General features: G+C 35.3%; 23 protein-coding genes. 8 read left to right on the forward strand and 15 right to left on the reverse strand.

What is annotated here, in order from left to right; translation table 11 throughout:
- Positions 1-22 precede the first annotated feature (22 nt).
- The 4 genes from B0E34_RS12780 (at position 23) to B0E34_RS12795 (ending at position 2,515) form a co-directional block, all read left to right on the forward strand.
- On the forward strand, positions 23-1,069 hold the full coding sequence (locus B0E34_RS12780) for a M28 family metallopeptidase (protein WP_087709992.1): 1,047 nt from the start codon (positions 23-25) through the stop codon (positions 1,067-1,069).
- A 75-nt stretch (positions 1,070-1,144) separates the two neighbouring features.
- Complete coding sequence (locus B0E34_RS12785; protein ID WP_087709994.1) at positions 1,145-1,582, forward strand: GNAT family N-acetyltransferase; 438 nt, start codon at positions 1,145-1,147, stop codon at positions 1,580-1,582.
- A 1-nt stretch (position 1,583) separates the two neighbouring features.
- Positions 1,584-1,946: a VOC family protein gene (locus B0E34_RS12790; RefSeq protein ID WP_087709996.1), complete on the forward strand. Its 363-nt coding sequence runs from the start codon at positions 1,584-1,586 to the stop codon at positions 1,944-1,946.
- Positions 1,947-2,014: 68 nt separating this feature from the next.
- Positions 2,015-2,515, forward strand: a complete 501-nt coding sequence (locus B0E34_RS12795; protein ID WP_087709998.1) for an endonuclease V — start codon at positions 2,015-2,017, stop codon at positions 2,513-2,515.
- Between the two features lie 194 nt (positions 2,516-2,709).
- Here B0E34_RS12795 and B0E34_RS12800 read toward each other — a convergent pair whose 3' ends face one another.
- On the reverse strand, positions 2,710-3,078 hold the full coding sequence (locus B0E34_RS12800; RefSeq protein ID WP_076390327.1) for a winged helix-turn-helix transcriptional regulator: 369 nt from the start codon (positions 3,076-3,078) through the stop codon (positions 2,710-2,712).
- Positions 3,079-3,325: 247 nt separating this feature from the next.
- Between B0E34_RS12800 and B0E34_RS12805 the strand changes: the two genes are divergently transcribed.
- Complete coding sequence (locus B0E34_RS12805) at positions 3,326-4,243, forward strand: ClpXP adapter SpxH family protein (protein WP_087710000.1); 918 nt, start codon at positions 3,326-3,328, stop codon at positions 4,241-4,243.
- A gap of 364 nt (positions 4,244-4,607) precedes the next feature.
- Here B0E34_RS12805 and B0E34_RS12810 read toward each other — a convergent pair whose 3' ends face one another.
- Together B0E34_RS12810 and uvrA are read right to left on the reverse strand one after the other, a co-directional pair.
- Positions 4,608-5,264 (reverse strand): alpha/beta hydrolase, encoded by a 657-nt coding sequence (locus tag B0E34_RS12810; RefSeq protein WP_228423074.1) that lies wholly within the window; start codon positions 5,262-5,264, stop codon positions 4,608-4,610.
- Between the two features lie 588 nt (positions 5,265-5,852).
- Complete coding sequence (gene uvrA, locus B0E34_RS12815) at positions 5,853-8,645, reverse strand: excinuclease ABC subunit UvrA (RefSeq protein WP_087710004.1); 2,793 nt, start codon at positions 8,643-8,645, stop codon at positions 5,853-5,855.
- A gap of 576 nt (positions 8,646-9,221) precedes the next feature.
- On the opposite strand from uvrA, the gene B0E34_RS12820 reads away from it, so the two are divergent.
- Both B0E34_RS12820 and B0E34_RS12825 read left to right on the forward strand, forming a co-directional pair.
- The gene (locus tag B0E34_RS12820) at positions 9,222-11,033 is read left to right on the forward strand and encodes a TonB-dependent receptor plug domain-containing protein (RefSeq protein WP_087710006.1); all 1,812 of its coding nucleotides are present in this window, start codon (positions 9,222-9,224) and stop codon (positions 11,031-11,033) included.
- A 73-nt stretch (positions 11,034-11,106) separates the two neighbouring features.
- Positions 11,107-11,823, forward strand: a complete 717-nt coding sequence (locus B0E34_RS12825; protein WP_076390320.1) for a DUF2490 domain-containing protein — start codon at positions 11,107-11,109, stop codon at positions 11,821-11,823.
- Here the strand turns inward: B0E34_RS12825 and B0E34_RS12830 are convergent.
- From B0E34_RS12830 to B0E34_RS12845, 4 genes are all read right to left on the reverse strand, one after another.
- Complete coding sequence (locus tag B0E34_RS12830) at positions 11,820-13,871, reverse strand: M48 family metallopeptidase (protein WP_087710008.1); 2,052 nt, start codon at positions 13,869-13,871, stop codon at positions 11,820-11,822. The genes B0E34_RS12825 and B0E34_RS12830 overlap by 4 nt on opposite strands.
- A gap of 20 nt (positions 13,872-13,891) precedes the next feature.
- The gene (locus tag B0E34_RS12835; RefSeq protein ID WP_087710010.1) at positions 13,892-14,338 is read right to left on the reverse strand and encodes a phosphohydrolase; all 447 of its coding nucleotides are present in this window, start codon (positions 14,336-14,338) and stop codon (positions 13,892-13,894) included.
- An 80-nt stretch (positions 14,339-14,418) separates the two neighbouring features.
- The gene (locus B0E34_RS12840; protein ID WP_087710012.1) at positions 14,419-14,751 is read right to left on the reverse strand and encodes a YegP family protein; all 333 of its coding nucleotides are present in this window, start codon (positions 14,749-14,751) and stop codon (positions 14,419-14,421) included.
- Positions 14,752-14,777: 26 nt separating this feature from the next.
- A complete protein-coding gene (locus B0E34_RS12845; RefSeq protein WP_087710014.1) occupies positions 14,778-15,095 on the reverse strand; it encodes a hypothetical protein in 318 nt (105 codons plus the stop codon).
- A gap of 155 nt (positions 15,096-15,250) precedes the next feature.
- Between B0E34_RS12845 and B0E34_RS12850 the strand changes: the two genes are divergently transcribed.
- A complete protein-coding gene (locus B0E34_RS12850; RefSeq protein ID WP_087710015.1) occupies positions 15,251-15,655 on the forward strand; it encodes a DUF805 domain-containing protein in 405 nt (134 codons plus the stop codon).
- Positions 15,656-15,707: 52 nt separating this feature from the next.
- On the opposite strand, the gene B0E34_RS12855 is transcribed toward B0E34_RS12850, so the two are convergent.
- From B0E34_RS12855 to B0E34_RS12890, 8 genes are all read right to left on the reverse strand, one after another.
- Complete coding sequence (locus B0E34_RS12855) at positions 15,708-17,486, reverse strand: acyl-CoA dehydrogenase FadE (RefSeq protein WP_087710017.1); 1,779 nt, start codon at positions 17,484-17,486, stop codon at positions 15,708-15,710.
- A 27-nt stretch (positions 17,487-17,513) separates the two neighbouring features.
- The gene (locus B0E34_RS12860) at positions 17,514-18,692 is read right to left on the reverse strand and encodes an acetyl-CoA C-acyltransferase (protein WP_087710019.1); all 1,179 of its coding nucleotides are present in this window, start codon (positions 18,690-18,692) and stop codon (positions 17,514-17,516) included.
- 102 nt (positions 18,693-18,794) lie between these two features.
- Positions 18,795-19,259 carry an IS200/IS605 family transposase gene (gene tnpA, locus B0E34_RS12865; RefSeq protein ID WP_087710021.1) on the reverse strand — a complete coding sequence of 155 codons (465 nt, stop codon included), beginning with the start codon at positions 19,257-19,259 and terminating at the stop codon, positions 18,795-18,797.
- An 84-nt stretch (positions 19,260-19,343) separates the two neighbouring features.
- A complete protein-coding gene (locus tag B0E34_RS12870; RefSeq protein ID WP_087710023.1) occupies positions 19,344-21,737 on the reverse strand; it encodes a 3-hydroxyacyl-CoA dehydrogenase/enoyl-CoA hydratase family protein in 2,394 nt (797 codons plus the stop codon).
- Between the two features lie 95 nt (positions 21,738-21,832).
- Positions 21,833-22,282, reverse strand: coding sequence for a MarR family winged helix-turn-helix transcriptional regulator (locus B0E34_RS12875; RefSeq protein WP_076390553.1), 450 nt, complete (start codon positions 22,280-22,282; stop codon positions 21,833-21,835).
- A 165-nt stretch (positions 22,283-22,447) separates the two neighbouring features.
- Complete coding sequence (locus tag B0E34_RS12880) at positions 22,448-23,371, reverse strand: ABC transporter ATP-binding protein (RefSeq protein WP_087710025.1); 924 nt, start codon at positions 23,369-23,371, stop codon at positions 22,448-22,450.
- Positions 23,372-23,801: 430 nt separating this feature from the next.
- Positions 23,802-24,773, reverse strand: a complete 972-nt coding sequence (locus tag B0E34_RS12885) for an iron chelate uptake ABC transporter family permease subunit (RefSeq protein WP_087710027.1) — start codon at positions 24,771-24,773, stop codon at positions 23,802-23,804.
- Between the two features lie 12 nt (positions 24,774-24,785).
- Positions 24,786-25,340 carry a TlpA family protein disulfide reductase gene (locus tag B0E34_RS12890; RefSeq protein ID WP_087710029.1) on the reverse strand — a complete coding sequence of 185 codons (555 nt, stop codon included), beginning with the start codon at positions 25,338-25,340 and terminating at the stop codon, positions 24,786-24,788.
- Positions 25,341-25,361: the final 21 nt, after the last annotated feature.

Here is a 25,361-nt window from a genome sequence, read left to right on the forward strand (position 1 = left end):
TTTTTAGGCAAATTATTCCATAATGAGAAAATTATTCATTCCACTATTTTCACTTGCTGTACTGGTAAGCTGCGGAACGGCAAAAAATGCAGCCGATGCAGGAGCAGTCCAGACTTCATCTTCATCCAAAGGTGATAAAGCTTTTCTATCTGCCTATAAAGAAATTAAAGCAGAAGATCTAAAGAAAAACTTATACGTTATTGCTTCCGATGAAATGGAGGGAAGAGATACGGGAAGTCCGGGACAGAAAAGAGCAGGAGAATACATGGTGAATTACTATAAAGGCTTGGGAATTTCTTATCCCAAAGCTTTAGGATCTTACTATCAAAAGGTTCCGGCAGATTTTATGAAGAAAAGAGGTGGCGGAAATCTTCCTGATTCCGAAAATATTTTAGCCTTTATCGAAGGATCTGAAAAACCAGAAGAAATTGTGGTGATCTCCGGTCATTACGATCACGTGGGAACAAGAAACGGAGTGGTTTACAACGGAGCAGACGACGACGGAAGCGGAACGGTTGCGGTAATGGAGATTGCAAAAGCTTTTCAGGCAGCTAAAAAAGCAGGAAACGGTCCGAAAAGATCCATTTTATTTCTTCACGTAACGGGAGAGGAGCATGGTTTATTTGGTTCTGAATTTTACACGGATAATCCGGTTTTTCCTTTAGCAAATACCGTGGTTGATTTGAATATCGATATGATCGGTCGTGATGATCCTGAAAACAGAGGAAAACAGTATGTTTACGTTATTGGTTCTGAAATGTTAAGTTCTCAGTTAAAGGTTATCAACGAAGCTGCGAATAAAAAGACCAATAATCTTGAGTTAAATTATAAATATGACGATCCGAATGATACGGAAAGACTGTATTACAGGTCAGATCACTATAATTTTGCTAAAAATAATGTTCCGGTAGCATTTTTCTTTGACGGAATCCACGAAGATTACCACAAACCAACGGATGATGTAGAGAAAATAGATTATAATCTGCTGGCAAAAAGAACTCAGTTAGTTTTCACAACCGCTTGGGAAATCGCCAACAGACCAGACAGAATCGTTGTTGATAAGAAATAATTGAATCAAGAAATACAGAACAAAAGGCAAATTAGCAGATCAGCAGTTTGCCTTTTTATTTAAATTAAAATTTACATGAAAATCCGTGAAGCTGAGCTGAAAGATATTCCACAGATTCAAATCGTAAGAAATTCAGTTAAAGAAAACATGTTATCTGATCCCAATCTTGTGACAGATCAGGATTGTGAGGATTTTCTCTTTAACAGGGGGAAAGGCTGGGTTTGTGAAGATAATGACAGAATTTTGGGATTTGGCATTGTAGATATGAAAGAAAAGAGCATTTGGGCGCTTTTTGTTCATCCTGAATTTGAAAACAGAGGAATCGGAAGAAAACTTCACGATACAATGCTGAACTGGTATTTTAATCAGACGAATGAGAAAATCTGGCTGAGCACTTCTCCAAGTACAAGAGCGGAGATATTCTACAGAAAATCCGGATGGACAGAAAACGGAGTTCACGGAAAGAATGAAATAAAATTTGAAATGGGCTATAACGATTGGACAAATAAATAATATGAAACAGAACATAAAATCAATGCGTCCTTTTATAGGCTCTGACAACTTTGAAACCAGCAGAAATTTTTACTGTGATCTCGGTTTTGAAGAAGTGATTCTGAATGCTAAAATGTCTCTGTTTAAATGGAATGAGACTGCTTTTTATCTTCAGGATGCCTATGTAAAAGACTGGATTGATAACACCATGCTTTTTGTGGAAGTTGAAAATACAGACGAATTTTATCAGGAACTTATCAGTTTACATCTTACTGAAAAATATGAGAAAGTAAGAATTTTGCCTGTGAGAACGATGGATTGGGGAAAAGAATGTTTTGTTTATGATCCTTGCGGAATTCTGTGGCATTTCGGAGAATTTTTTTAATCAATTGTAACTAAGAGAAAAATTACATTACTTTCATTTAAAAGCAATTAATCAACCACAAACGAAGAATGATCTACGCTTTCGATACCTATTATTACGACGATTATGCCCATACAGTCTGTTTAGCCTTTCAGGATTGGAATTCTGAACAGGAAACAGAAATTTTCACAGAAAAAACAACGATTACTTCCGATTACGAAAGCGGAGCTTTTTACAAAAGAGAATTACCCTGTATTCTCAGTCTTTTAAATAAAATTCAACTTCAGCAAGGCGATGTTATCATTATTGATGGCTATGTAACTCTGGATGAAGAAGGAAAAATAGGACTTGGAGGGCATCTTTACGAAGCTTTAAACCAAAAATTTCCGGTAGTCGGAATTGCAAAAAACGGTTTTAACAGTCCGGATTCCGGAAGAAGAATTATTTATCGCGGAGAAAGTAAAACGCCTTTGTTTCTTACTGCAAAAGGAACTGATGTAGATGAAATCAAACAAAAGGTAGAACAGATGCACGGAAATTTCAGAATTCCGACCTTGCTTAAAAAATTAGATCAGCTTTCCCGGAGTTAAAATCATTTAATTTCTAACGACTAAATACCTTTTAGACTTTTTTGATTGCAAATTTCTTTAAAGTGACAAATGTCATTCAAATATTATTTTTATTAAGTCTAAATAAATATAAATTTGTTTCAATTAAAAAGTTAAGTACTAAAACACATATCAATCATATCCATATCAATTTTTGTTTTTTCAACCGGCAAAATCTATTTGTCGGTTTTTTGATAAAGAGACTTTCGGTACTCAATTCCCCATTTGGCAATCTCATCAATAATCGGCTCAATGGTTTTTCCGTATTCTGTGATTTCATATTCCACAGTTACAGGTTTTGTGTCTAAAACAGTACGTTTGATGAGATGATTGATTTCCATATCCTGAAGCTCTTTTGAAAGCATTTTGGCAGCAATTCCGTCAATTTCCCTTAAAAGATCCATAAAACGCATTTTTTCACTCTGCATTAAAGTTCCCAGAATATGAAACTTCCATTTTCCCGATAAAATTTCCATTGAATCCTTAATAGCGTTCATACGGTTTTTACAGATAGGAGTGATATTCAGGTTAGCTTCTTTTTTCATGATTTTAAAATAAATTATATTCCTGTAAAGGTAATAAAAAAACAGTAAGGTAGTTTCCTCGAGGAAACCAGTTTCTAAAAGGAAATCAATTACAAAAGTATGATGATTAAATATTAGATTTGTGGTAACATTAAAAAGTGTGAAACCTTTATCATCACAAAAAATGATAAATAATAAAATACTAACATTTGTGTTCCTCACGGCGGCTTTAAGCAGTTGTAACGGACAAAGTGATAAAAGTAAAAAAATGGAAAACAGATCTGCAAATCCGCTATTATGCGATCCGGCAACAGGAGTTTGTGAAGTTCCCGGAGAGAAATTTGATGTTGGGAATATTGATGTAAAAACTGACGAAAAATCTGTAAAAGTTATTTATTTTACAGACCCTATCTGTTCTTCTTGCTGGGGAATTGAACCTCAACTCAGAAAACTAAAACTGGAATACGGAGATAATGTAGATATAGAATACAGAATGGGAGGTCTTCTTCCGGACTGGAGCTATAACAGCGGAGGAATAAGCAAACCTTCGGACGTAGCACATCATTGGGATGAAGTAAGCTTGTACTACGATATGCCGATTGACGGAGATATCTGGTTACAGGATCCGCTGGATTCTTCTTATCCGCCTTCTATTGCCTTTAAAGCAGCACAGATGCAGGACAGAGAAAAAGCGCTGGATTTCATGAGAGAACTTCGTGAAATGGTGTTTTTGAAGAAGAAGAATATCGCAAAATGGGAACATATTGCAACAGCAGCCCAAAAAGTAGGATTAAATACAGATCAGTTGAAAAAAGACTTTGAAGGAAGAGGAAAAGATCTTTTCCAGGAAGATCTGAAACTGGCAAGAGAAATGGGAGTTCGTGGATTTCCTACGATGTTTTTTACCAATGATGCCGGAAAAAGAGAGATTGTTTACGGCTCAAAACCGTATGCATTCTACGAAACTGCTGTTCTGAGAGTAAATTCTGACACCAAGAAATCTGAATATTCCAAAAACTGGGAAAGTCTTTTTGCAAAGTATAATTCGCTTACCGCAAAAGAGTTTTCAGAATTATCGGGAACCCCGAGAAAAGAAAGCGAAAGATTATTAAATGAGCTTTCCGACAAAGGAACGCTTGAAAAGCTTACCACCAAAAACGGTTCGATCTGGACCCTGAAATCGTAATTAATTTCATTAATATTTAGCAAGTTTTTTTTAACAACCGGAAATTCAATGAATTTCCGGTTTTTTATTTTTATGGTGTTTATGAAGACCAGATTACAAATAAAAGAATCTGCTCTTTAGGAGCAGATCCACTAGATAAATACATCTCATTTTTTTAATTAGACAACAATAAAAAAGCACAGCCGACAATGCTGTGCTTAAATTTTTATAAATTTAATTGCGATTTCAGAGTTGAAAAAAGCAAAATATGTTTCCACTTCAGTTGTATTTCATAGTAAATGTAGGAATAAATTTTATGCCAAACAATAGACTTAATGTTAAAATTTACAACTGTGTGTTATCTTTGTGTTAATAAATCTCAAGGTTATTTTTCACGCAAAAATTGTTCGATAAAAAGATTTAAAGATGCTTTTTCCTGATCATTTGCTTTATCATCCATTTTTCCATGATTAATACTTGTTGGCTGAACAGTGATATGGAATTTTTTTTGCTCTTCCATTGTCGGCAAAACTCCTTCATCGGCGGGATAGTCATTTGAGCGTAAAGTATAGATTTTTGGAATTGAAGTTTTTTGCAGATACATTCTGCGATTATCCATTGTGATGATTTTATATACAAAATTAGGATACTTATTGGCGAAAAGAGCCGTCATATCTCCGCCGTTTGAATGTCCGATTAAAGTAAGATGTTTATAATCAAGCTCAGTTTTCGTTTTTTTTAATTCATTCAAAACAAATAAAATATTTTCTGTACCACGTTTCCAGAAAGGCATTCTTACGATTTGAGGTTTTCCTTCTGAAGGAATGAGCTGATCTGTAGGAAGTTCATGCTGAATACTCACCACAAAATAACCTTTAGAAGCCATATTTTTCGTTAAGTAAGAATATTTTAAATAGTCTCCGCCTGTATTGGCACCATATCCATGACTGAAAATGACAATCTGTTGTTTTGAAATTTTTTCTGATGTTTGGGGACTGAAATAAGCGACCGGAATTTTCCGGTTTCTTGATTTATCAAACATAGTCAGAGTATCTAATTTTACAGGATAAATGCTGTTCGGATTTGTATTTTTTTTCGTTGAACAGCTCAGCATTATCAAAGCAGTTAAAAATAAAAAAAAGGAATTATATTTCATGGTAAAGTTATATGTGTGAAGTTGTTTTAAAGTAAGAATTTTTGCTCCTTTAAAAGCAGAATCTTTGCAGAAACAAGAAATCCGTAGAAGTTATATCTATATTACGATAAATAAGCTAAAGATAGCGTTCCTACGGAACGCCAAACGTCATCATTATATGTTGTTTACACAGATAAAACTCCATAGAGCTTTCTGATATTTTATTTTAAATAATTAAAGTTGTTTAAACTAATTTCAGAATTAACCACAAAAGGCACAAAAGACAATGTTAAAGCGAATTTCAATACTATTCAAAGCGCTCAAAAGAATAAAAATCAAAGATTTTTAAAAACTATTGTGAACTTTTTCATTGATAATGATCAACTTTAAATAAAAGTTTAGTCATCTTTTGTGATTTTTGTGGTTAAATAAAAAGTTTAAACAGACTCAATTTTAATATATAAAACAGAGAGCAATTGTACTCTCTGTTTTTATTTAGTTCTCCAGCTTTTCTTTAATATATCGTGCTGTATGAGATTTCTTATTTTTTGTCAGTTCTTCGGGAGTTCCGGTGAAGACAACCTCACCGCCGTGTTTTCCGGCTTCAGGACCGATGTCGATGATGTAATCTGCAGATTTAATGATATCGGGTTGATGTTCAATCACGATTACAGAATGCCCCAGATCAATCAAAGCCTGTAAAGACTTTAGCAATTTCTGAATATCATGGAAATGAAGTCCCGTTGAAGGTTCATCAAAAATAAATAAAGTCTTATCTGTTGTGACCCCTTTTACAAGGAAGGATGCCAGTTTTACACGCTGTGCTTCACCACCGGAAAGGGTAGAAGAGCTCTGTCCTAACTGCAAATATCCTAAACCTACATCCTGTAAAGGTTTTAATTTGGTTGCGATCTTTTCTTCCTTATTATCTTTGAAAAATTCCAAAGCTTCATCCACGGTCATGTGAAGAATATCTGAAATGTTTTTTTCGTCGTACTTTACTTCCAGAATTTCGCTTTTGAAGCGGGTTCCTTTACAAACTTCACATTCAAGCTCAATATCTGCCATAAACTGCATGGAAACGTTGATTATACCTTCTCCTTTACATTCATCACATCTTCCGCCATCTACGTTGAAGGAAAAATGTTTCGGTTTATAGCCCATCATTTTTGCCACTTTCTGCTTGGCGAAAAGATCTCTGATGTCGTCATAGGCTTTAAGATACGTTACAGGGTTGGATCTTGAAGACTTTCCGATAGGATTCTGGTCGATCAGTTCAATATGCTGGATCAGTTTTTTCGGAAAATCCACAGCATCATAATCTCCTTTTTTACCGCCCATTCCAAGCTGAATCTGGATATCATTGGTAAGAATTTCCTTCATTAAAGTTGATTTTCCGCTTCCGGAAACCCCCGAAATTACAACAAGATTTTCCAGAGGAACATTAACATCAATATTCTTAAGATTATTTTGTCTTGCTCCTTTTATGTGAATCCATTCTTTACCTTTTCTCCGCTTTTTGGGAACTTCAATTTCCAGTCTTCCGGTAAGATATTTTGAAGTTAATGTATCTGCATCTTTCAGCTCTTTGTAATCTCCTGCGAAAACCAATTCTCCACCAAGATAACCAGCTTCCGGACCGATATCAATAATATAATCGGCGGCTTTCATTACATCTTCATCATGTTCCACAACGATTACCGTATTGCCAAGGTCACGAAGATTTTTTAAAACTTCAATTAAATTTTCCGTATCTCTTGAGTGAAGTCCGATGGAAGGTTCATCCAGAATATAAATAGAACCCACCAAAGAACTTCCCAGACTTGTTGCTAGATTTATTCTCTGACTTTCTCCGCCAGAAAGCGTGTTGGATGTTCTGTTTAAGGTTAAATAGCCTAAACCAACTTTTAACAAGAACTCCAGTCGGGTGGTGATTTCATATAAAAGTCTTTTGGCAACTTCCTGATCGTGTTCGGATAATTTTAAGCTTTTAATTAAAGGAAAAAGCTCATCCAGAGGAAGCTCGATCATCGATTGGATATTGTGTCCGTCGATTTTTACCCAGCTCGTCTCTTCACGAAGTCGCAAACCTTCGCAAGTAGGGCAAAGAGTCTTTCCTCGATAACGTGAAAGCATAACACGGTACTGAATTTTATAGAGGTTTTCCTCAAGCATTTTGAAGAAATTGTCAATCGATGGGAACGTGCTTTTTCCGTCTCCTTTCCAAAGATATTTTTTCTGTTCTTTGGTTAACTGATGATAAGGCTTATGAATCGGGAAGTCTTTTGCTTTTTTAATGAAATCTTTTTTCCATTCGCTCATGCTTTCTCCTTTCCATGAAGCAACCGCATCTTCGAAAACGGACAATGTTTTGTTGGGAATTACAAGATCTTCATCAATTCCGATCACTTTTCCGTATCCTTCACAAGTAGGACACGCTCCGTAAGGATTATTAAAGCTGAAAAAATGAACATTCGGTTCTAAAAACTCGATTCCGTCCAGTTCAAATTTGTTTGAAAACTCTTTTACTTTTCCGGTATCAACATTTTTTAATAAACAATATCCGCGACCTTCATAGAAAGCCATCTGGATAGAATCGGCAAGACGCTGAAGAAAACTTTCATCTTCCTCGTAAGTAAAACGGTCGATAACCAGATTGATTTCCATTCCTTTTTCGGGAGTAAAACCAAAACTTTCGAGATCTTCAATTCCTGCAACGTTTCCATTAATTTCGAGCCTTGTAAAACCTGCCAATTTCAGAACATTTAAATTTTCTCCAAAATTTGCAGCATCGTAATCATAAGGAGCTGTTAATAAAAAGGAAGTTTCTTTTTTTGAAGATTTAATAAAATCTACGACATCGGAAACCGAATCTTTTTTTACCTCTTCGCCTGAAACCGGAGAAAATGTTTTTCCGGTTCTTGCGAAAAGAAGCTTCATGTAATCGTAGATCTCCGTAGAAGTTCCTACCGTAGATCTGGGATTTGAAGAAATTACTTTCTGCTGAATGGCAATAGAAGGTGCCAAACCTTTGATATCGTCAACTTTAGGTTTTTCTAATTTTCCTAAAAACTGACGTGCGTAAGAGCTTAAACTCTCTACATATCTTCGCTGTCCTTCCGCGTAAATGGTATCAAACGCTAATGAAGATTTTCCGCTTCCGGAAACTCCTGTAATAACAATGAGTTTGTTTTTCGGGATAAGAACATCTATGTGTTTCAGATTATTAAGATGTGCATTCTTAACGAAAATCTGTTTTTTAATATCTATATCTGTTGTATGAGCCATAGTAAAATTAAGACTAACAAAATTACGAATTTTTGGCGGATTAAAAGCTGATATAAAAATATAACAGATAAAGGAAGTATCTATTTTGATATAGCAGATATAAAAGAAAATCATCCGGACTTAAAGTTTGATACAGAGAAAATAATATCAGTATATGGTGTAAAAGTTATCAAAGCGAAATATATTTCAGAATGTACAGACTTTGATAAGAGTATAAAAGGAATCTTTAAAAAGAAATAATAAAGTCACATAGTGTAGAATTGTATATACTTACCTAAGCTAATAACCACCGTAATAAGTATTTAACAGTCTGGTGAATTTTTTAAGTATTTTTAAGTTCAAAGTATTGTTTTTTATTTTAAAATTTGTTAAAATTGTACCAATAAATATGTAATATAGAAATGAGAAAGCTGTTCAGAGATCTTATTACACATTTAATGAGAAAAAGATAACGAAATTACTTCCCAAGATGCGATTTTTCAGTCGCATCTTTTTTTATGACAACTATCATTTGTCTTTCTTCATGATCTCCAGTACTTTTGCGCTCACGAAACTAACTGAGAATAAAAACTGATTATGATTAAAAGAATACTTCCTGTTTTTCTTGTAGGAACTTTCTGCTTTACGCACGCACAGGAAAAATCTACCGATATTGAAACAATTGAGGTTCAGGGAAAACTTATTTCAACCCCTTACAAAACGGCAAACCAGAATATTACCATCATTACAAGAGAAGAAATCATCAATTCTCCTGCAAAAAGCATCGATGAAATTCTTCAGCAGGTTCCGGGAATGGATATCAGAAGGAGAGGAGCCAATGGAGTACAGAGTGATATCGGTTTTCGCGGAAGCTCTTTTGAGCAGGTTCTGCTTCTTCTTAACGGAATCAGAATGAATGATTCTCAAACCGGGCATAACTCCATGAATCTTCCAGTAGATCTTGATGATGTTGAAAGAATTGAAGTAATCAAAGGTCCTGCAGCAAGACGATTCGGGCAGAACGCCTATGCTGGAGTGATTAATGTGATCACCAAAACGAATCCCGGAAAAAGAGTAAAAATAAGTGCAGAAGGCGGAGATTACGAAACGTATGGTTTTGGTCTGAACGCACAGCTTGGAAATGAAAAATTTTCCAATTCTTTACAGGCTAATTCTGCAAGTTCAGAAGGATATATGTACAATACAGATTATGAGATCAGAAGTGTATTTTATCAGAGTAAACTGAATATAAAAGAAGGTGATATCAGACTTCAGGCTGGTTTTTCAGAGAAAAAATTCGGGGCAAACGGTTTTTATGCATCAAAAGCAGCTACGGAACAGTATGAAGAGACGCAGGCTTCAATTGTAAGTTTGGCACATCAGCAAAGATTTGGCAAGATGAAGCTCAGTTCAAATGTCTACTGGAGAAGAGGGCAGGATATGTATCTTTTCAACAGACAAAAGCCTGAAATTTACCGAAACATGCACATCGGGAACAATGTAGGAGGAGAAGTAAATTCTACTTACGAATGGGGATTGGGAACAACAGGTTTAGGAGTAGAACTAAGGAAAGAATTTCTGGTAAGCAATAATTTAGGAGAAAGAAACCGTTTTGTTTCACAGGTTTTCTTTGAACATCATTTTTCTTTACTGGATAAAAAGTTAAATATCACTCCCGGAATTTCCTGGGCAAATTACTCTAAGGAAGGAAATTTCTTTTATCCCGGTTTAGATGTAGGATTTACCTTTAATCAAAACAATAAAATCTACGGAAATATTGCAAAAGTTCACAGGGTTCCTACCTTCACAGATCTGTATTATGTAAGCAATACCGAGGTTGGAAACCCTAATCTTAAACCTGAAAGTGCGGTTTATGCAGAAGTAGGATACCAATATCAGACGAAAAATATTCTGGCGAAAGTGAGCGGATTCCTTCGTGATTCGGGGGATGCGATCGACTGGACAAAAATTAAACCGAATGATGCAGTCTGGTATGCGCAGAACATTGGAGATACCACCATAAAAGGAATTGAAGCTGAGGTGAATCACAGGCTGAACGAATGGCTGAAATATACGGTCGGCTATACTTATCTGGATAATAAACTGAATCAGGCGGGTAATTTCGTAGCAAGATATGTACTGGATAATTTAAAACATCAGTTCATTGCAAAACTGGAAACAAAGTTCCTGAAAAACTTTACTAATGAAGTCGTTTACCGTTACAACGAAAGACTGAATAACGGAAGCTATAATCTTCTGGATGAAAAATTAAGTTTTACCAAAAAAGATTTTTCAGTGTACGTTTTGATCAATAATTTAACAAATACTTCATATACAGAAACTTTTGGTGTACAGATGCCGCAAAGATGGTTCCATATTGGCTTTTCCTATAATATTAATATTAAGTAAATGTTAATTAATGATGAATTAAAGTTAATATTACGAAATTGTTAATTCATTTACATTTGCAAAAATTTTTTAGATGAAACTATTTGTGAGTTTGGGTTTACTTTTAGGCGTTACATTTTTTAAAGCACAGGAACATATTTCCAGCTTCAACGCACTCACCATCACTTATAAATTTCATCCTAAATTTTTCCTTTATCTGGAAGGACAGTCACGAGGAATTGAAGAATATACATACCCCGATTACTACGAAATTAAAGGAGGATTGGGGTATAATCTTACCAAAAATCATAAACCTTTTATCGGGTTGGGAAGATATGCGACTTATAAAGATCGCTCTATCAACAAAGAAGAGTTCCGGGTATGGTTACAGGACGTAATCGATTTTAAAAAAGGAATTGTAAAGTTTGAAAACAGAATCCGTGCAGAAAAATCATGGTTTTACGAACCTCAGTCTGACAAAAATTCTGAAAGAATGCGTTACCGTTACCGTCTGAATGTAAGTGTTCCACTTAATGCAAAAGAAGTAAAGAAAGGAACTGTGTTTGCCAATGCATACGATGAGGTTTTCTTTGTAAGTCCTATGAAACCGACTTTTGCAAGAAACAGAGTGTACGTTGGCGGTGGTTATCAGATCGATAATAGTGTGGGAGTTGTTGCAGGATATCTTTGGCAGAGAGAATTCAATGCTTCCTCAAACCAGAATTTTCATTTCCTGTATGTTGCTTTAAACATTAATATCGACGGAACCAAACATCCTGTTAAAACATTTGAATATCCTGGTGCGGATTAATAAGCTTTCTCTAATCTTTTCTGATATTCAATAAGTTCTTCTTTAAAATCGGTATAGATTTTATTGATTGTGATCTGATATTCATTAATCAAAGAAAATAAAACATCCACTTCCTTCTGAATATATTTGTCATGATTGAAATAAATATATTCAGAACTGATGAAATCTTTCATAAGCTGTTTATTTTCAATCGTTAAAAAGTCTTTGTATGCAGATTCTTCCGTAAAATGTTTCAGGATATCTTTAAACGGTTTTTCATTCTTTAGTAAAACAGCTCTGTGCTTACGAATTTCTTCCAATGGCAAAGTTACCATCATAAATTCCAGATGAGGGGTGAAATTATTGATAGAATTCTGAAAGACATCAGATTCTGTATCCAGTAAAGCAAATTTTCTGTATTTATCGGCTAAAATTCCTTTTTCGTGATCATCGGCGAGACTGTAAAAGTATCTGAAAACAAAAATGTCATTTTCGAGTAGCTGCTTTTTAAGGATTTCAAGCTCTTCTTTAATTTTCGGAATTAAAAGTCCGGCTTCTTTTGATTTGTATAATCTTCCTTTGTAGGTAAAGATTTTAATAGCTTTCGGATTGGCAACCAGATAATCCAATGTATAGAGATCGCTTTCTGCTCCTGCTTTTTCATAAACCAGAGTAACTTTTTTATCACTGAAAAAATCCTGCTTTTCTGTACCTTCAGTATCATTTATAAGCTCATCAATATTTTCCAGAACGGGATTATGACTTTCGTAATATCCGTTGAACCCCGAACTTATCAGTCTGTAAGGGTATTTTTCATTGTAAAGCTGAAGAAATAGATCATTATCATCAATTATCTTACCCGTATTTTTGATATTGTATAAAGTCAGATATTTACTCGTTAAAATTTTACATACTTCTGAATATCCGCGAATGATATTTTTTGCCAGATTATTGTTTTCCGCAATATTTTTTGTTTCATTTTTCCGGATCATTTCAATTCGTTTATCCGTTTCAGGATGATATGACCACTGATCTTCAATTTTTACGTTTGTTTTATTATATCGGGTTATATCTTCAAGATCAACTTTCGGAAGACCGTGTTCAAAAAGATGATTATTTCTTTCGCTGAAAACCTTCATCAGCAAAGTCTGGTTTTCAAATAAATTTTCAGGCAAATATTGGTTGTCACTGTCTGCATAAAACATAAATGCATTGTTGAACGCAGCATTGCTTAGTTCCAGTCTTAATAATGAAGAAGCCTGTTCTTTGGGATTGGTAACGTAAGTCGCCACTGCATCGGCATGAAATTCCATTTCTCTTCGTAAAGAAGCATTGTTTTTAAACAGAAAATCTGAAAACATTTTTAAAATATACTGAAAGACGTTTATAAATCCTACCGAAATAACTCCTGTGATCTGAAATGCCCAATGTCCTGAACCGTGCTTAATAGAATTTTCAAAATCTTTATTGTTATAAACCGTATCAAAAATAATTTTTTCAGCCTGATTCACGTATCCTCCAATTTTCATGCTTCGCTGCGAGAAATGTCCGAATTCATGCGCAAGAACGGTTTTAAGCTCACCAACCGTTAAAGAATTTACCAGTCCGATGCCGATGGTAAGATTTTTTTTAACGGGTAAAAACATACTCCAGAACGGAGAACTGTAACTTACACTTGCGTTAACTTCCGGCGACAAAAAAACTTTTCCGGGTGTGCTTACTTTGGTCTCACGGATAATTTCATCAATGATGCCAAAAAGTTCAGGCTGACTCTTTCTGTCGATTTCTATTAAGTGTCTTGTGGTGTACGTATTTTTTTTGAAAATAAATTTAATGAGGAAATAAGAAACAATGAATCCTATACTTATAAGCCCCAAAGCAATAATGACTGTAAAATAATTTGCATATAATGCGACAAGCCTTATCGCTCCATAACCCAGCAGAAAAATCATCAGCAGAGAGATAATAATCAGGATAAGGTATACAACAAAGAATAAAGATACCGAAATAACAGCAGAAATCAACTTAGAACGGTAAGTTGATGAAATAGGAGGAAGGTTATTAGTCATTGTGTGTTTTTTATGTTTTTCTAATATTTTTCTATCAGATAATGATAGGCTTTCAGGTATTTATTAAATCTCTTAATGTCTTTTGGAGTAAGTTCCCTGTTTACCCTTCGCAGATCCATATTATCGCGCAGATCGTTTAATTTTACGGCAACCGCAAGAGGAGAACGTTCGGTTCTTCTTACGAAATCATCATAATCTTCATCAGGATCAAATTTTGTGAGGCAGCTTATCGCAAAAATAATATACTCCGGAAATCCCTGATCTCTTAAATAATCTAAGCTGAATTCCTGAGGATGATCTTCAACCACGTCGTGTAAAACGCCAACTATTTTTTCATCCAGTGTTTTGCCATATTCCATTACCCGCATAACGTGGGCGATGTATGGAGCGTGATATTTGTCGGTTTGTCCTTTATGTGCCTTATCGGCTATCTTGATTGCTCTGTGGAGCATTTCTTCTTTCGTCATTTTTTGTAAAGTAGATTACAAAAATAAAAAATGCCTCAAAACTATGAGACATTTTACAAAAATTATTTTAGGATATCTTTTTAATCGAGTTCTTCTTCCACGGAGGCGTTTGGCGCATTGTTTTTTACAGATTCAATGCCTTTTTCCATGCCGTTGTCAGATTCATACATCTGGCTGCTTCCGATAACCTGCCCGTTGGTAGCTTTCAGATTAAAATAAAAACGATCGTCTTTTGCGGTAAGTCTTTCAAATTTAGAATCGTCCTGAGCGTTTTTTCTTACCGACTCAATACCATTCTGGCATCCGGCTTTAGAACTGTAACCTTCACTGGAAAGAATTACCTGTCCGTTTGCCGCTTTTAAATTAAATTGAAATTCACCGTTTTTTCTTGTAGAAATAATAAATTTTCCCATGTGTATAATAATTTTTTAAAATTTGTTTATTTGTCTGTTGCAGGAAGCTGCTTTTCTTTCTCCTCTTTTTTGGGTGTTTCGGGAGAAATAGAATTCAGCATTTTATAATCGTGATGATCTGTTTTGTTGTTTTTAAGACCAGAATACGCTGTCCCTTCTTTCGGTTTTGCAGAAGGCATTTTATACAAGTTTCTTTGATCCGATTTCTGTGGCGGCTGAATTGTCTTAGAATCCATTTTGTAAACCTTTACAGAATCTGTTCTCGGCATTAGTGGTTTTCTGATTTTTTGCTGTGCTGAAAGTGAAGCTGAAAACAGCAGAATGGCTAATAATGTTATTCTCATTTTTTGTATTTACGTTAAAAGTATAAAAAATAATTGAATTTAAAAAAAGGTTAAATGTAATATTTCAAAGACAATTGAATTTTCTTTTTTATTACATCTGAAAAATTTTAATTGAAAAATCATTACTTTTGAAAACAACAAAAAAAATTATAACTATGAAATGGTACTTAAAAGTATTAAAACAGTACGCTGATTTTAACGGAAGAGCAAGAAGAACTGAATATTGGATGTATCTTTTATTTAATCTGATTTTTGCAGTTATTGCTGCGGTATTAGATAATATTCTTGGGTTGAAATTTACACCTGAAATTCCTTATGGATACCTTTATTTATTGTATGCACTGGTAACTTTTCTTCCGGGGTTGGCTGTTTCTGTAAGGAGACTGCATGATGTGGATAAAAGCGGGTGGTTCCTGTTTATTTCCTTAATTCCAATTATCGGGGGAATATGGCTTTTAGTGTTGTATGCGACTGAAGGAACACAAGGTAGAAATCAATATGGAGATGATCCTAAAGGAAACTATAACGAAATAAACGAAATTGGACAAAAACAATTTTAATAAAAAAATCCCGAAAGTAATTTCGGGATTTTCTATTATATTCAAACTATTTTTAATAGTGTCCTTTCTCAATAAAATGAGCTGCCACTTTTTCTGTTAGTGCAACTACATTAGGATGATTGGTATACTTCGTGAATCTTCTTAATCCGGAAAGCATCATTCTCTGCTCGTCACCTTCTGCAAAAGAAACAATTCCTTCTTTTGCTGCAACGATGATTTTTTCAACTGCTTTGTATAGGTTTAACTGAGCCATTGCTGCTTCCACAGAATCAGGAGAGAAATGTTTTTCAACTCTTAAAACTGCAGATTCTGCCATATAAATCTGGTTAAGAATTTCTGAAGCGTTTAACAGTAAATGCTGTTGTTTTTCAATATCCATCATATATTTCTGAAGCGCAGCTCCGGAAACCATTAAGAATACTTTTTTAAGATTCGCAATAATTGCTTTTTCTTCGCTCATGAAAGCTGAATAATCCGGAACTTCGAATGAAGGAATTCCCATCAGTTCTTTGCTGATTGCCATTGCCGGAGATAATAAATCCAATTCTCCTTTCATCGCTTTCTTGATAAGCATTCCAACTGCTAATAATCTGTTGATTTCATTGGTTCCTTCATAAATTCTTGAGATTCTTGAATCTCTCCACGCCGCTTCCATCGGAGTATCTTCAGAGAATCCCATTCCTCCATAAACCTGAATTCCTTCATCTGCGGAATGCTGAGATAAATCTGAAACGAAAACTTTAAGAATTGAACATTCTACAGCGAATTCTTCAACTCCTTTCAGTTCTGCAGCCTGATGATCCAATCCTCCTGCAACAAGTTCTTCGATTTTGTCTTCAATATTTTTTGCTGCTCTGTAAGATCCTGCTTCACTTACGAAAACTCCGGTTGCCATTTCAGCCAGTTTCTTTCTGATCGCTCCGAAAGTCGAAATAGAAACTCCGAATTGTTTTCTCTCGTTAGAATATTGAATAGAGTGGTTTAAAATTCTTCTCTGCGCATCCAGACAAGCCGCCGCTAATTTGATACGGCCAACATTCAGCGCGTTTAAAGCGATTTTAAATCCGTTGTTTCTTTCTCCTAATAGGTTTTCAACAGGAATTTTCATGTCATTAAAGAAAACCTGACGCGTAGAAGAGGCACGAATACCCAATTTGTGTTCTTCTTCACCAAAAGTAAGGCTTTCAGGATTTTCCAGTTCTGAACGGTTGATCACGAAACCTGTGATGTTTTTATCATCATCAATTTTGGCAAACAAAGTAAAAGTATCGGCGAATCCTGCATTGGAAATCCACATTTTCTGTCCGTTGATGATGTAATGTTTTCCGTCTTCAGACAATTTTGCTCTTGTTTTCCCTGAATTGGCATCAGAACCTGCATCCGGTTCAGTCAAACAATAAGCACCGAATTTTGTTCCCGCTGCTAAGTCCGGAAGATATTTTTGTTTCTGAGCTTCTGTTCCATAAAGAACGATGGGAAGGGTACCGATTCCGGTATGTGCTCCGTAAGCTGTTGCCAATGAACCTGTAACTCCGGAAATGTAATCGCAGGCAAGCATGGTTGTTACGAATCCCATTCCAAGACCTCCGTAATTTTCAGGAACGGCAATTCCCAATAATCCCATTTCTCCAAGCTTACGCATCACCTCTTCCGTAAATGCATAATCTTTTTTCTCGAAACGTTCTTTTTGCGGAACTACTTCTCGGTCTATAAATTCTTTCGCAGAATCGCGAAGCATTTTTTGTTCTTCATTCAGTTCTTCAAGACTGAAAATTTCGTTTGCAGGAATTTCTTTAATTAAGAATTCTCCTCCTTTTACTATATTTCCCATTTAATATTTGATTTTTTTTTTTTTTAGTTATAATAATTCAAAGATTGAAGCTGCTCCCTGTCCTGTTCCAACGCACATTGAAACCAAACCATATTTATTTCCGCGTTTTCTCATTTCGTCAAGAAGCTGAACAGTTAATTTTGTTCCGGTACATCCAAGAGGGTGACCTAAAGCAATCGCACCTCCGTTTACATTTAAAGTGTCCGGATTTAAGCCTAATTCCTTTTTGATTGCTACTGATTGAGAGGCAAATGCTTCGTTCAGTTCGATAAGCTCAATATCTTTTAATTCCAGACCTGCCTGTTTTAAAGCTTTCGGGATTGCATAAATTGGTCCCATTCCCATGATTCTTGGTTCCAATCCTGCTGCGGCATAAGCAACCAATCTTGCTTCAGGTTCAAGTCCCAATTCTTTTACCATTTCTTCGCTCATGACCATTACGAAAGCTGCTCCATCACTCATCTGGGATGAGTTTCCGGCAGTTACACTTCCTCCGTTGGCAAATACAGGTCTTAATTTCGCAAGACCTTCAAGTGATGTATCTGCTCTCGGACCTTCATCTACTGAAAAATCAAACTTTTTAGTCTGTATTTTCTGGTTTTCGTCTAAGAAATTATATTCAACAGGAATCGGAACAATCTGATTTTTAAATTTTCCTTCCTGATTTGCTTTTAAAGCTTTCATGTGAGATTCAAATGCAAACTGATCCTGTTCTTCTCTTGTAATTTTATATTGTTTGGCAACTTCTTCCGCCGTGTAACCCATTCCCCAATAATAATCAGGGTTTGTTTTGGCAATCTGAGTTTCAGGAACCGGTTTGTAACCACCCATCGGAATGTAAGACATGGATTCTGTACCTCCTGCAATAATGCAGTCTGCCATTCCTGCCTGAATTTTTGCAGAAGCAATCGCAATCGCCTCACTTCCTGATGCACAGTATCTGTTTACGGTAACTCCGGGAACTTTGTCAGTGTTAAGCCCCATTAAAGAAATCAGACGTGCCACATTTAAGCCCTGTTCAGCTTCCGGCATCGCATTTCCTACGATAAGGTCATCGATTCTGTTTTTGTCTAATTGCGGAAGTTCAGCCATTAATTTTTCAATTACGGTTGCCGCCATTACATCGGGTCTTGTGAATCTTAAACTTCCTTTTGGTGCTTTACCAACGGCAGTTCTGAACCCTTTTACTATATATGCTGTTTTCATATGTTTTATTTAATTAAATTTTTTTGAGAATTTTTTGCCTCATAGAGGTAAACTGTTAATAGTTGTTGTTTTTGCTTTGCGGAGCTCCGTAGGAGCGACCTGTTAAATTTCAATCCATTCAAATAAATATTCAGGATCATATTTAATTTCAAATTTTTCCATAAAATCCAGATATTCTTCTTTGAATGTTTTCTTTTTATGATGTTCTTCTTGGTTTAAAATATATTTCACAACTGAATCTATACTGCTTTTAGAGTAGGAAAAAGCTCCATATCCTTCCTGCCAGTTAAATTTTCCATTCATCCATCCTTTCTCATTAATCAATTTTGATGAACCTGCTTTAATATCTCTTACCAAATCTGAAATTGTAATCGTAGGACTTATACTTACAAGAATGTGTACATGATCCGGCATTGCAAAAACTGCGAATAATTTTTGATTTCTGTTGGAAACAATACCTGTAATAAATTTATGTAATTCTTCTCTGTTTTCTTTTGGAATCAGATTTTGTCTTCCTTTAACCGCAAAAACAATTTGAATATAAATTTGTGTATATGTGTTTGCCATAAAACTAACAGGCCGCCTCTACGAGGCTCAATGTCTTTCTAAAATTATTCTGCTATTATCAGTTCGCTCCTACGGAGCTCCCTATTAATTTCTCAACGGTTTACCATTCTGTAACATATACTGAATTCTCTCCAGTGTTTTTCTTTCACCGCAAAGCTGTAAAAACGTTTCTCTTTCGAGATTCAATAGATACTGCTCCGTTACAACCGTTGGTTCAGAAAGATTTCCACCTACCATTACGTTGGCTAACTTATCTGCAATTTTCTTATCGTGCTCAGAAATATAATTTCCGGTTAACATCTGGTCTGTTCCTACGTAGAACATTCCTAAAGCATCTTTACCTAAAACTTTTACTTTCTGTTCGATAGGCTGTGTATAACCATGTTCTGCTAAACTTTTAGCCAGCATTTTCGCAGTTTTGATTTGGGTTCTCTTATCTACGGAAACAATATCTTTACCATGTTCCAAAATTCCCATATCGTAGGCTTCATAAGCGGAAGTTGCCACTTTACCCATCGCAATATTCATGAAAGCCTCACGAAGTCTGTTGTTTTTAACGTCATCGCTGTGGAATTCTCTTGATGTTCTTAAAGTTAGTTCCTTGGTTCCTCCACCGCCTGGAATTACTCCCACTCCGGTTTCTACCAATCCGATATACGTTTCTGCTGCGGCAACCACTCTGTCGGCGTGCATTGTCATTTCGCAACCTCCACCAAGTGTCATTCCGTGAGGAGCAACCACCACAGGAATAGAGGAGTAACGAACTCTCATCATTGATTTCTGGAAATACGCAATTGCCATATTCAGATCATCCCAGTCCTGTTCGATAGCCATCATTAAAATCATCGCTAAATTCGCTCCGACAGAGAAATTCGTACCCTGATTTCCAACAACCAATCCGTCGTATTCTTTTTCAGCTAAATCAATTGCTCTGTTTAAGCCATCCAGAACTTCCCCTCCTAAAGAATTCATTTTGGAACGGATTTCAAAGTTGATAATTCCGTCGCCTAAATCTTCGATGGCAGAACCGGAGTTGCTCCAAAGCGTTTTATTTTTTCTGATATTATCCAGAATAATAAAAGAATCCTGTCCCGGAATGGTATTGTATGATCCTGAGTTTTTGTCCACATAAATACTTTGTCCTTCTTCATTCACTTTATAGAAAGTCTCAACATTTTTCACCCAGTCCGAAACTTCATAACCTGCTTCTTTTGCCAGTTCGATACCTTTTTGAACGCCTACAGCATCCCAGATTTCAAACGGACCGTTTTCCCAGCCGAAACCGGCTCTCATCGCATCGTCGATTTTGTAAACCTCATCGGAAATCTCAGGAACTTTGTGAGAAACGTAAGCGAATAATGCACCCAAAGATTTTCTGTACAATTCTCCCGCTTTATCTTTTCCGCCAATTAACACTTTAAATCTGTCAATCGGTTTGTCGATATTTTTAGTTAATTCTAAAGTTGCAAAAGAAGATTTTCCCTGAAGTTCGTATTCTAAAGTATCCAGATTTAATCCGTGAATTTCAGATTTTCCTTCTGCATTTTTCACTTTTTTATAGAAACCTCCATCTGTTTTGGATCCTAACCATTTGTTATCAACCATTTTCTGGATGTAATCCGGAAGAGCAAAAACATTGTTGAAGTCATTGGCTTCAGCACCGCTTTGGCGAACACCGTTTGCCACCATTACCAATGTATCAAGACCTACAACATCCGCTGTTCTGAATGTGGCAGATTTTGGACGCCCAATTACCGGACCTGTTAATTTATCAACTTCAGAAACGGTTAACCCTAATTTCTGAACATTGTGAAGCAAATCCATCATAGAGAAAACGCCGATTCTGTTGGCGATAAATGCTGGAGTATCTTTTGCTAAAACCGTTGTTTTTCCTAAAAATTTTGCCCCGTAATTCATGTAGAAGTCGATAACTTCAGGAGCGGTATCGTTTGTCGGAATGATCTCTAAAAGAGGAAGATATCTTACAGGATTAAAGAAGTGTGTTCCTGCAAAATAATGTTTAAAATCTTCGCTTCTTCCTTCTGTTAAAAGGTGAATCGGAATTCCGGAAGTATTGGAAGAAATCAGTGTTCCCGGTTTTCTGAACTGCTCGATTTTTTCGTAAACGGATTTTTTGATGTCCAGTCTTTCAACCACAACCTCAATAATCCAGTCTGTATTTTTTATTTTTGGTAAATCATCATCAAAGTTTCCAACTTTTATTCTGTCTGCAAATTTTGGAGAATAGAGCAGTGCCGGACTTGCTTTTTTGAGTTTTTCAAAGTTTTCCGAAGCGATTCTGTTTCTTACCACTTTGTCTTCTTTGGTCAAACCTTTTTTCTGTTCTGCTTCAGAAAGTTCAAAAGGAACAATATCCAGCAGCGAAACTTCTACACCAATATTGGCAAAGTGCGCTGCAATACCGCTTCCCATAATTCCTGAACCAAGAACTGTAACGTGTTTGATTCTTCTTTTCATTTGATTTATTATTTGTAATTGTATTAATTCTTTTGTTTGGTCATTCTAAATGATATGAATAGATTCTTTCTTCGTCAGAATGACATCGTGATATTTTATTTTTTGTTATTTAAGTCCGTTGCAATTTTCATGATTTCGCTCATCACTTCCTTGAAGGTATCAAGCTTTTCAGGAGAGATTTTTTCCATCACTCTTTTGTTGAAATTTACCACAACTTCCTTGGAAAGATTTCTGGAGTTCAGACCTTTATCTGTAAGCTTTATGATGACTTCTCTTTTATCGGTTGTTGTTTTTTCCTTATAGATATATCCGTTATCTTCCAGAAGTTTAATAATTCTTGTAAGGGAAGTAGGTTCAATTGCCATTTTCGGACCCAGATTTGTACTTCTTGTACCTTCTTTTGGATCAATTTTTAGAAGAGTAAGCGCCTGAACCGCCGTCGAATCGTGCTCCTGAGCTAATTCGGTGTACATTTTAGAAACAGCTAACCATGTCTGTTTTAAAATAAGATCTACGTTTTCTATTTTTTCTTTATTGTTATCCATCATTTTATCCGAATGGTTATAATCCAAATTTAGTAAATATTATGCATGCATAATATTTATTTACGTTAAATTTTGTTAAATAAATGAAAATCAGAAAGTTAAATTATATGATAAGCATAATACTATGCATGCATAGTATATTGTTTATATAAGGAAAACGCGGTATTAATGAATGGTTTTCACTAAATTAACGATTTCTTCAAAAGATTCGCATTTGAAATTTTGTAAACCGTCATTGATGTCCCAAAAATTGTCCTGAAACTCAAATTTCAGAGAAGAAAGATCTTTTTGAAAGTTTTTTTGCAGCAAAGAATACAGCATTTCTTTGTAAGCGTCCGAAGCGATGATTTTAGGTGCCACAAATTTTTCATTGATCTGAAACAATGAAGGATTGATCAGTTCATCATGCTGAAGCAGGACATCTTCTACGATTCCCGAGAATAGATTACCATCTTTTACATACCAGATTTTGTCTGCAAATTCCTTGGCAAGACGCCAGTCGTGAGATGAAAAAAGAATTAATTTGTTCTGTTCTTTTGCTAATTTCCGGAGTGTTTTGAGAATGATAATTTTATTTTTTTCATCCAGATGAGTCGTGGGTTCATCCAGAATAATGATAGGAGCGTTCTGTGTGATGGCTCTTCCGATAAATGCTTTCTGAAGATTTCCGTCCGACAGCTTTTTAAGCAGAGTGTTTTTGTACTGCCCAAGATCAAGTTCTTCAATAATATGCGCAACTTCTTCTCTGTCTTCTTTTTTCAGCTCAAAATAAAAAGGATAATAAATGTATTTCCCCAACGAAATTAGATCTTCCACCGTATAATTCTGAGGAATTACCGAACTGGAGAAAACAATGGCAATCTGTTCTGCAATCTCCTTGACGGAAAGATTTCTTACATTCCTGTTATTGATGAAAATTTCACCGCTTAAAATAGGGATCTGATGCAAAATAGATTTAATAAGAGTAGTTTTCCCGACACCATTATTTCCAATCAAAAGGCAGACTTCGCCTAATTTCAGATGAGCTGCTGCATTTGAAATTAAGGTTTTGTGATAGCCAATGTTTGCTTGTTTGATTTGTAGGTGCATTTTTTTTAAAGAGAAACAAAAATTATTAATAAGATAAGAGGAATTAAACTGGAAATGAAATATAAAAATTTATGCTCTTTAGTTTTCCACAAGCTATAAACTCCTAAGATTAACGATCCAAAAAATGTTAATGGTACTGCGATTGTTATCCACCAACTGTGTCCGGATGAATATATCCAATGCTTTTCCCTACTCATTCTAAACATTTTCGAATACTCTAAGAATAAATAACTTAATGCAAACAAGATTATGTTCGCAATTATTAGTTGTTTTTGTGTTATTCTTATATTCATATTTTATTTATAGATCTGTTATGCTGAAACTTTTAGATTCGATGGAGTCAAAGCATCTCTACAAAGTTAGTTTAGATTCAATATAGATAAAAATTATAATGCATTGTTATTTGCGACTTTGCGAAAAACCAACAATATTAAATTTTATTCTGTTTCAAAAGCATCATCAAAATTACAGGAATTCCGAAAACGGAGCTTATTACATTTATAGGAATCTGTGTTTTTTCTGCGATGATGGAGAAAAAAAGCATCATCAACATTCCCAGCATCATGTTTAAAATCCATTGCTGCCAAAGCTTTGCCGGATTATAAATCAGTCTGCTGAAATGTGGAACAATGATTCCGATAAATAAGATAGGACCTAAAAAAGCGGTGACAGAAGCGGAAAGAAGGGAAGAGGCAGCAATAATAAACAGTTTAAGCTGATTGAGATTAACTCCCAGACTTTGTGCATATGAAGTTCCCAATGAATTTCCAATCAATGGTTTTATGGTTTTAAAGCAAACAAATAGTCCGATTATTATTAAAACAGATAAAACATAAATCTGATTTCTTGAAACCATATTATTCGCTCCGAAAGACCATAAAATATAGTTTTTAAGACTCTGATCTTCTCCATAAAACTGCAACAGAGAAACAATAGCTCCTGCAAAAGCCGAAACCAGAAACCCAAAAATAATGAGGTACGATTTATCCTGAAATTTTTTGGAAATGGAAAGAAGAATCACCATCAGTAAAAGACTTCCGCCGATGGCTGCAAAGCTTAAAAAACTGTTCTGAAGAAATTCCGGGATGAGAAGATCGTGCGAAAAAAAGATGTAAAATGCGACAGATAAACTGGCAATGGAAGTAATTCCTAAGATATCCGGTCCGGCAAGAGGATTCTGAAAATATTCCTGCATCAGAAAACCAGAAGTGGGGATCGAAATTCCTGCCAAAAGCATTACCAAAACACGGTTCACGCGTATTTCCGCAATCTGGCTGTTGGAAGATTCTCCCCAAAAGTCCTGAAAATGTAAACTTAAAAATCCTGTATTCAGATTAATAACTGCTGCCAATACAATGGCAATCAATAGCACCAAACACAGGATTTTAAACTTGTCTGACATAAAGTCTGAAGTTTATTTTAATAAAGAATTGATTTTTTGGTTAAGCTGCTCTTCACTGATCATCCCTAAAGTTTCATCAGTTTTATCCCCTTTTCTCATGAATGTAAATGGAATTGCATTTCCTGTCCACTCTTTAAAATTAGAAGTAAAAAAATTACCGTCAAGCGAAGCACCGTCCAAAAGAATTGTGTTTTTTTCAATTCCCTGTTCTTGTACAAACTGCGGAACTTTTGTATTCCACTCTTCTTTACTATCCAGACTAATAAAAGTGATTTTTACAGGTTTGCCTTTAAGCTCTTCAATCTTACTTTTAAAGTGAGGAATTTCCTTTACACATGGACCGCACCATGTCGCAAAAAAATTCGTAACATACAGCGTGTCATTTTTTTTGCCTAAAAATTCAGTTGCCTGCTCATTTGTAAATGTCTTTAAAGCAGATTGAGAGACTTTTGGTTCAGAAACTGCAACAGAATCCGTAACCGTGGAAGTTTCTTCACTTTGTTGATTTTCCTTTTTACAGCTTGCCAATGAAAAAACTACAAGCGTGGATAAAATTATCTTCTTCATAAATTATTTTTTATCTATTTT

Origin of the sequence: Chryseobacterium mucoviscidosis (assembly GCF_002177115.1) — a bacterium.
Lineage (GTDB): Bacteria > Bacteroidota > Bacteroidia > Flavobacteriales > Weeksellaceae > Chryseobacterium > Chryseobacterium mucoviscidosis.

Bases quoted from the DNA above. Each gene is read 5' to 3' on its own strand.
- B0E34_RS12780 (WP_087709992.1), top strand. From the start codon at position 23: ATGAGAAAATTATTCATTCCACTATTTTCACTTGCTGTACTGGTAAGC.
- B0E34_RS12785 (WP_087709994.1), top strand. From the start codon at position 1,145: ATGAAAATCCGTGAAGCTGAGCTGAAAGATATTCCACAGATTCAAATC.
- B0E34_RS12790 (WP_087709996.1), top strand. From the start codon at position 1,584: ATGAAACAGAACATAAAATCAATGCGTCCTTTTATAGGCTCTGACAAC.
- B0E34_RS12795 (WP_087709998.1), top strand. From the start codon at position 2,015: ATGATCTACGCTTTCGATACCTATTATTACGACGATTATGCCCATACA.
- B0E34_RS12800 (WP_076390327.1), bottom strand. From the start codon at position 3,078: ATGAAAAAAGAAGCTAACCTGAATATCACTCCTATCTGTAAAAACCGT.
- B0E34_RS12805 (WP_087710000.1), top strand. From the start codon at position 3,326: ATGGAAAACAGATCTGCAAATCCGCTATTATGCGATCCGGCAACAGGA.
- B0E34_RS12810 (WP_228423074.1), bottom strand. From the start codon at position 5,264: ATGTTTGATAAATCAAGAAACCGGAAAATTCCGGTCGCTTATTTCAGT.
- uvrA (WP_087710004.1), bottom strand. From the start codon at position 8,645: ATGGCTCATACAACAGATATAGATATTAAAAAACAGATTTTCGTTAAG.
- B0E34_RS12820 (WP_087710006.1), top strand. From the start codon at position 9,222: ATGATTAAAAGAATACTTCCTGTTTTTCTTGTAGGAACTTTCTGCTTT.
- B0E34_RS12825 (WP_076390320.1), top strand. From the start codon at position 11,107: ATGAAACTATTTGTGAGTTTGGGTTTACTTTTAGGCGTTACATTTTTT.
- B0E34_RS12830 (WP_087710008.1), bottom strand. From the start codon at position 13,871: ATGACTAATAACCTTCCTCCTATTTCATCAACTTACCGTTCTAAGTTG.
- B0E34_RS12835 (WP_087710010.1), bottom strand. From the start codon at position 14,338: ATGACGAAAGAAGAAATGCTCCACAGAGCAATCAAGATAGCCGATAAG.
- B0E34_RS12840 (WP_087710012.1), bottom strand. From the start codon at position 14,751: ATGGGAAAATTTATTATTTCTACAAGAAAAAACGGTGAATTTCAATTT.
- B0E34_RS12845 (WP_087710014.1), bottom strand. From the start codon at position 15,095: ATGAGAATAACATTATTAGCCATTCTGCTGTTTTCAGCTTCACTTTCA.
- B0E34_RS12850 (WP_087710015.1), top strand. From the start codon at position 15,251: ATGAAATGGTACTTAAAAGTATTAAAACAGTACGCTGATTTTAACGGA.
- B0E34_RS12855 (WP_087710017.1), bottom strand. From the start codon at position 17,486: ATGGGAAATATAGTAAAAGGAGGAGAATTCTTAATTAAAGAAATTCCT.
- B0E34_RS12860 (WP_087710019.1), bottom strand. From the start codon at position 18,692: ATGAAAACAGCATATATAGTAAAAGGGTTCAGAACTGCCGTTGGTAAA.
- tnpA (WP_087710021.1), bottom strand. From the start codon at position 19,259: ATGGCAAACACATATACACAAATTTATATTCAAATTGTTTTTGCGGTT.
- B0E34_RS12870 (WP_087710023.1), bottom strand. From the start codon at position 21,737: ATGAAAAGAAGAATCAAACACGTTACAGTTCTTGGTTCAGGAATTATG.
- B0E34_RS12875 (WP_076390553.1), bottom strand. From the start codon at position 22,282: ATGGATAACAATAAAGAAAAAATAGAAAACGTAGATCTTATTTTAAAA.
- B0E34_RS12880 (WP_087710025.1), bottom strand. From the start codon at position 23,371: ATGCACCTACAAATCAAACAAGCAAACATTGGCTATCACAAAACCTTA.
- B0E34_RS12885 (WP_087710027.1), bottom strand. From the start codon at position 24,773: ATGTCAGACAAGTTTAAAATCCTGTGTTTGGTGCTATTGATTGCCATT.
- B0E34_RS12890 (WP_087710029.1), bottom strand. From the start codon at position 25,340: ATGAAGAAGATAATTTTATCCACGCTTGTAGTTTTTTCATTGGCAAGC.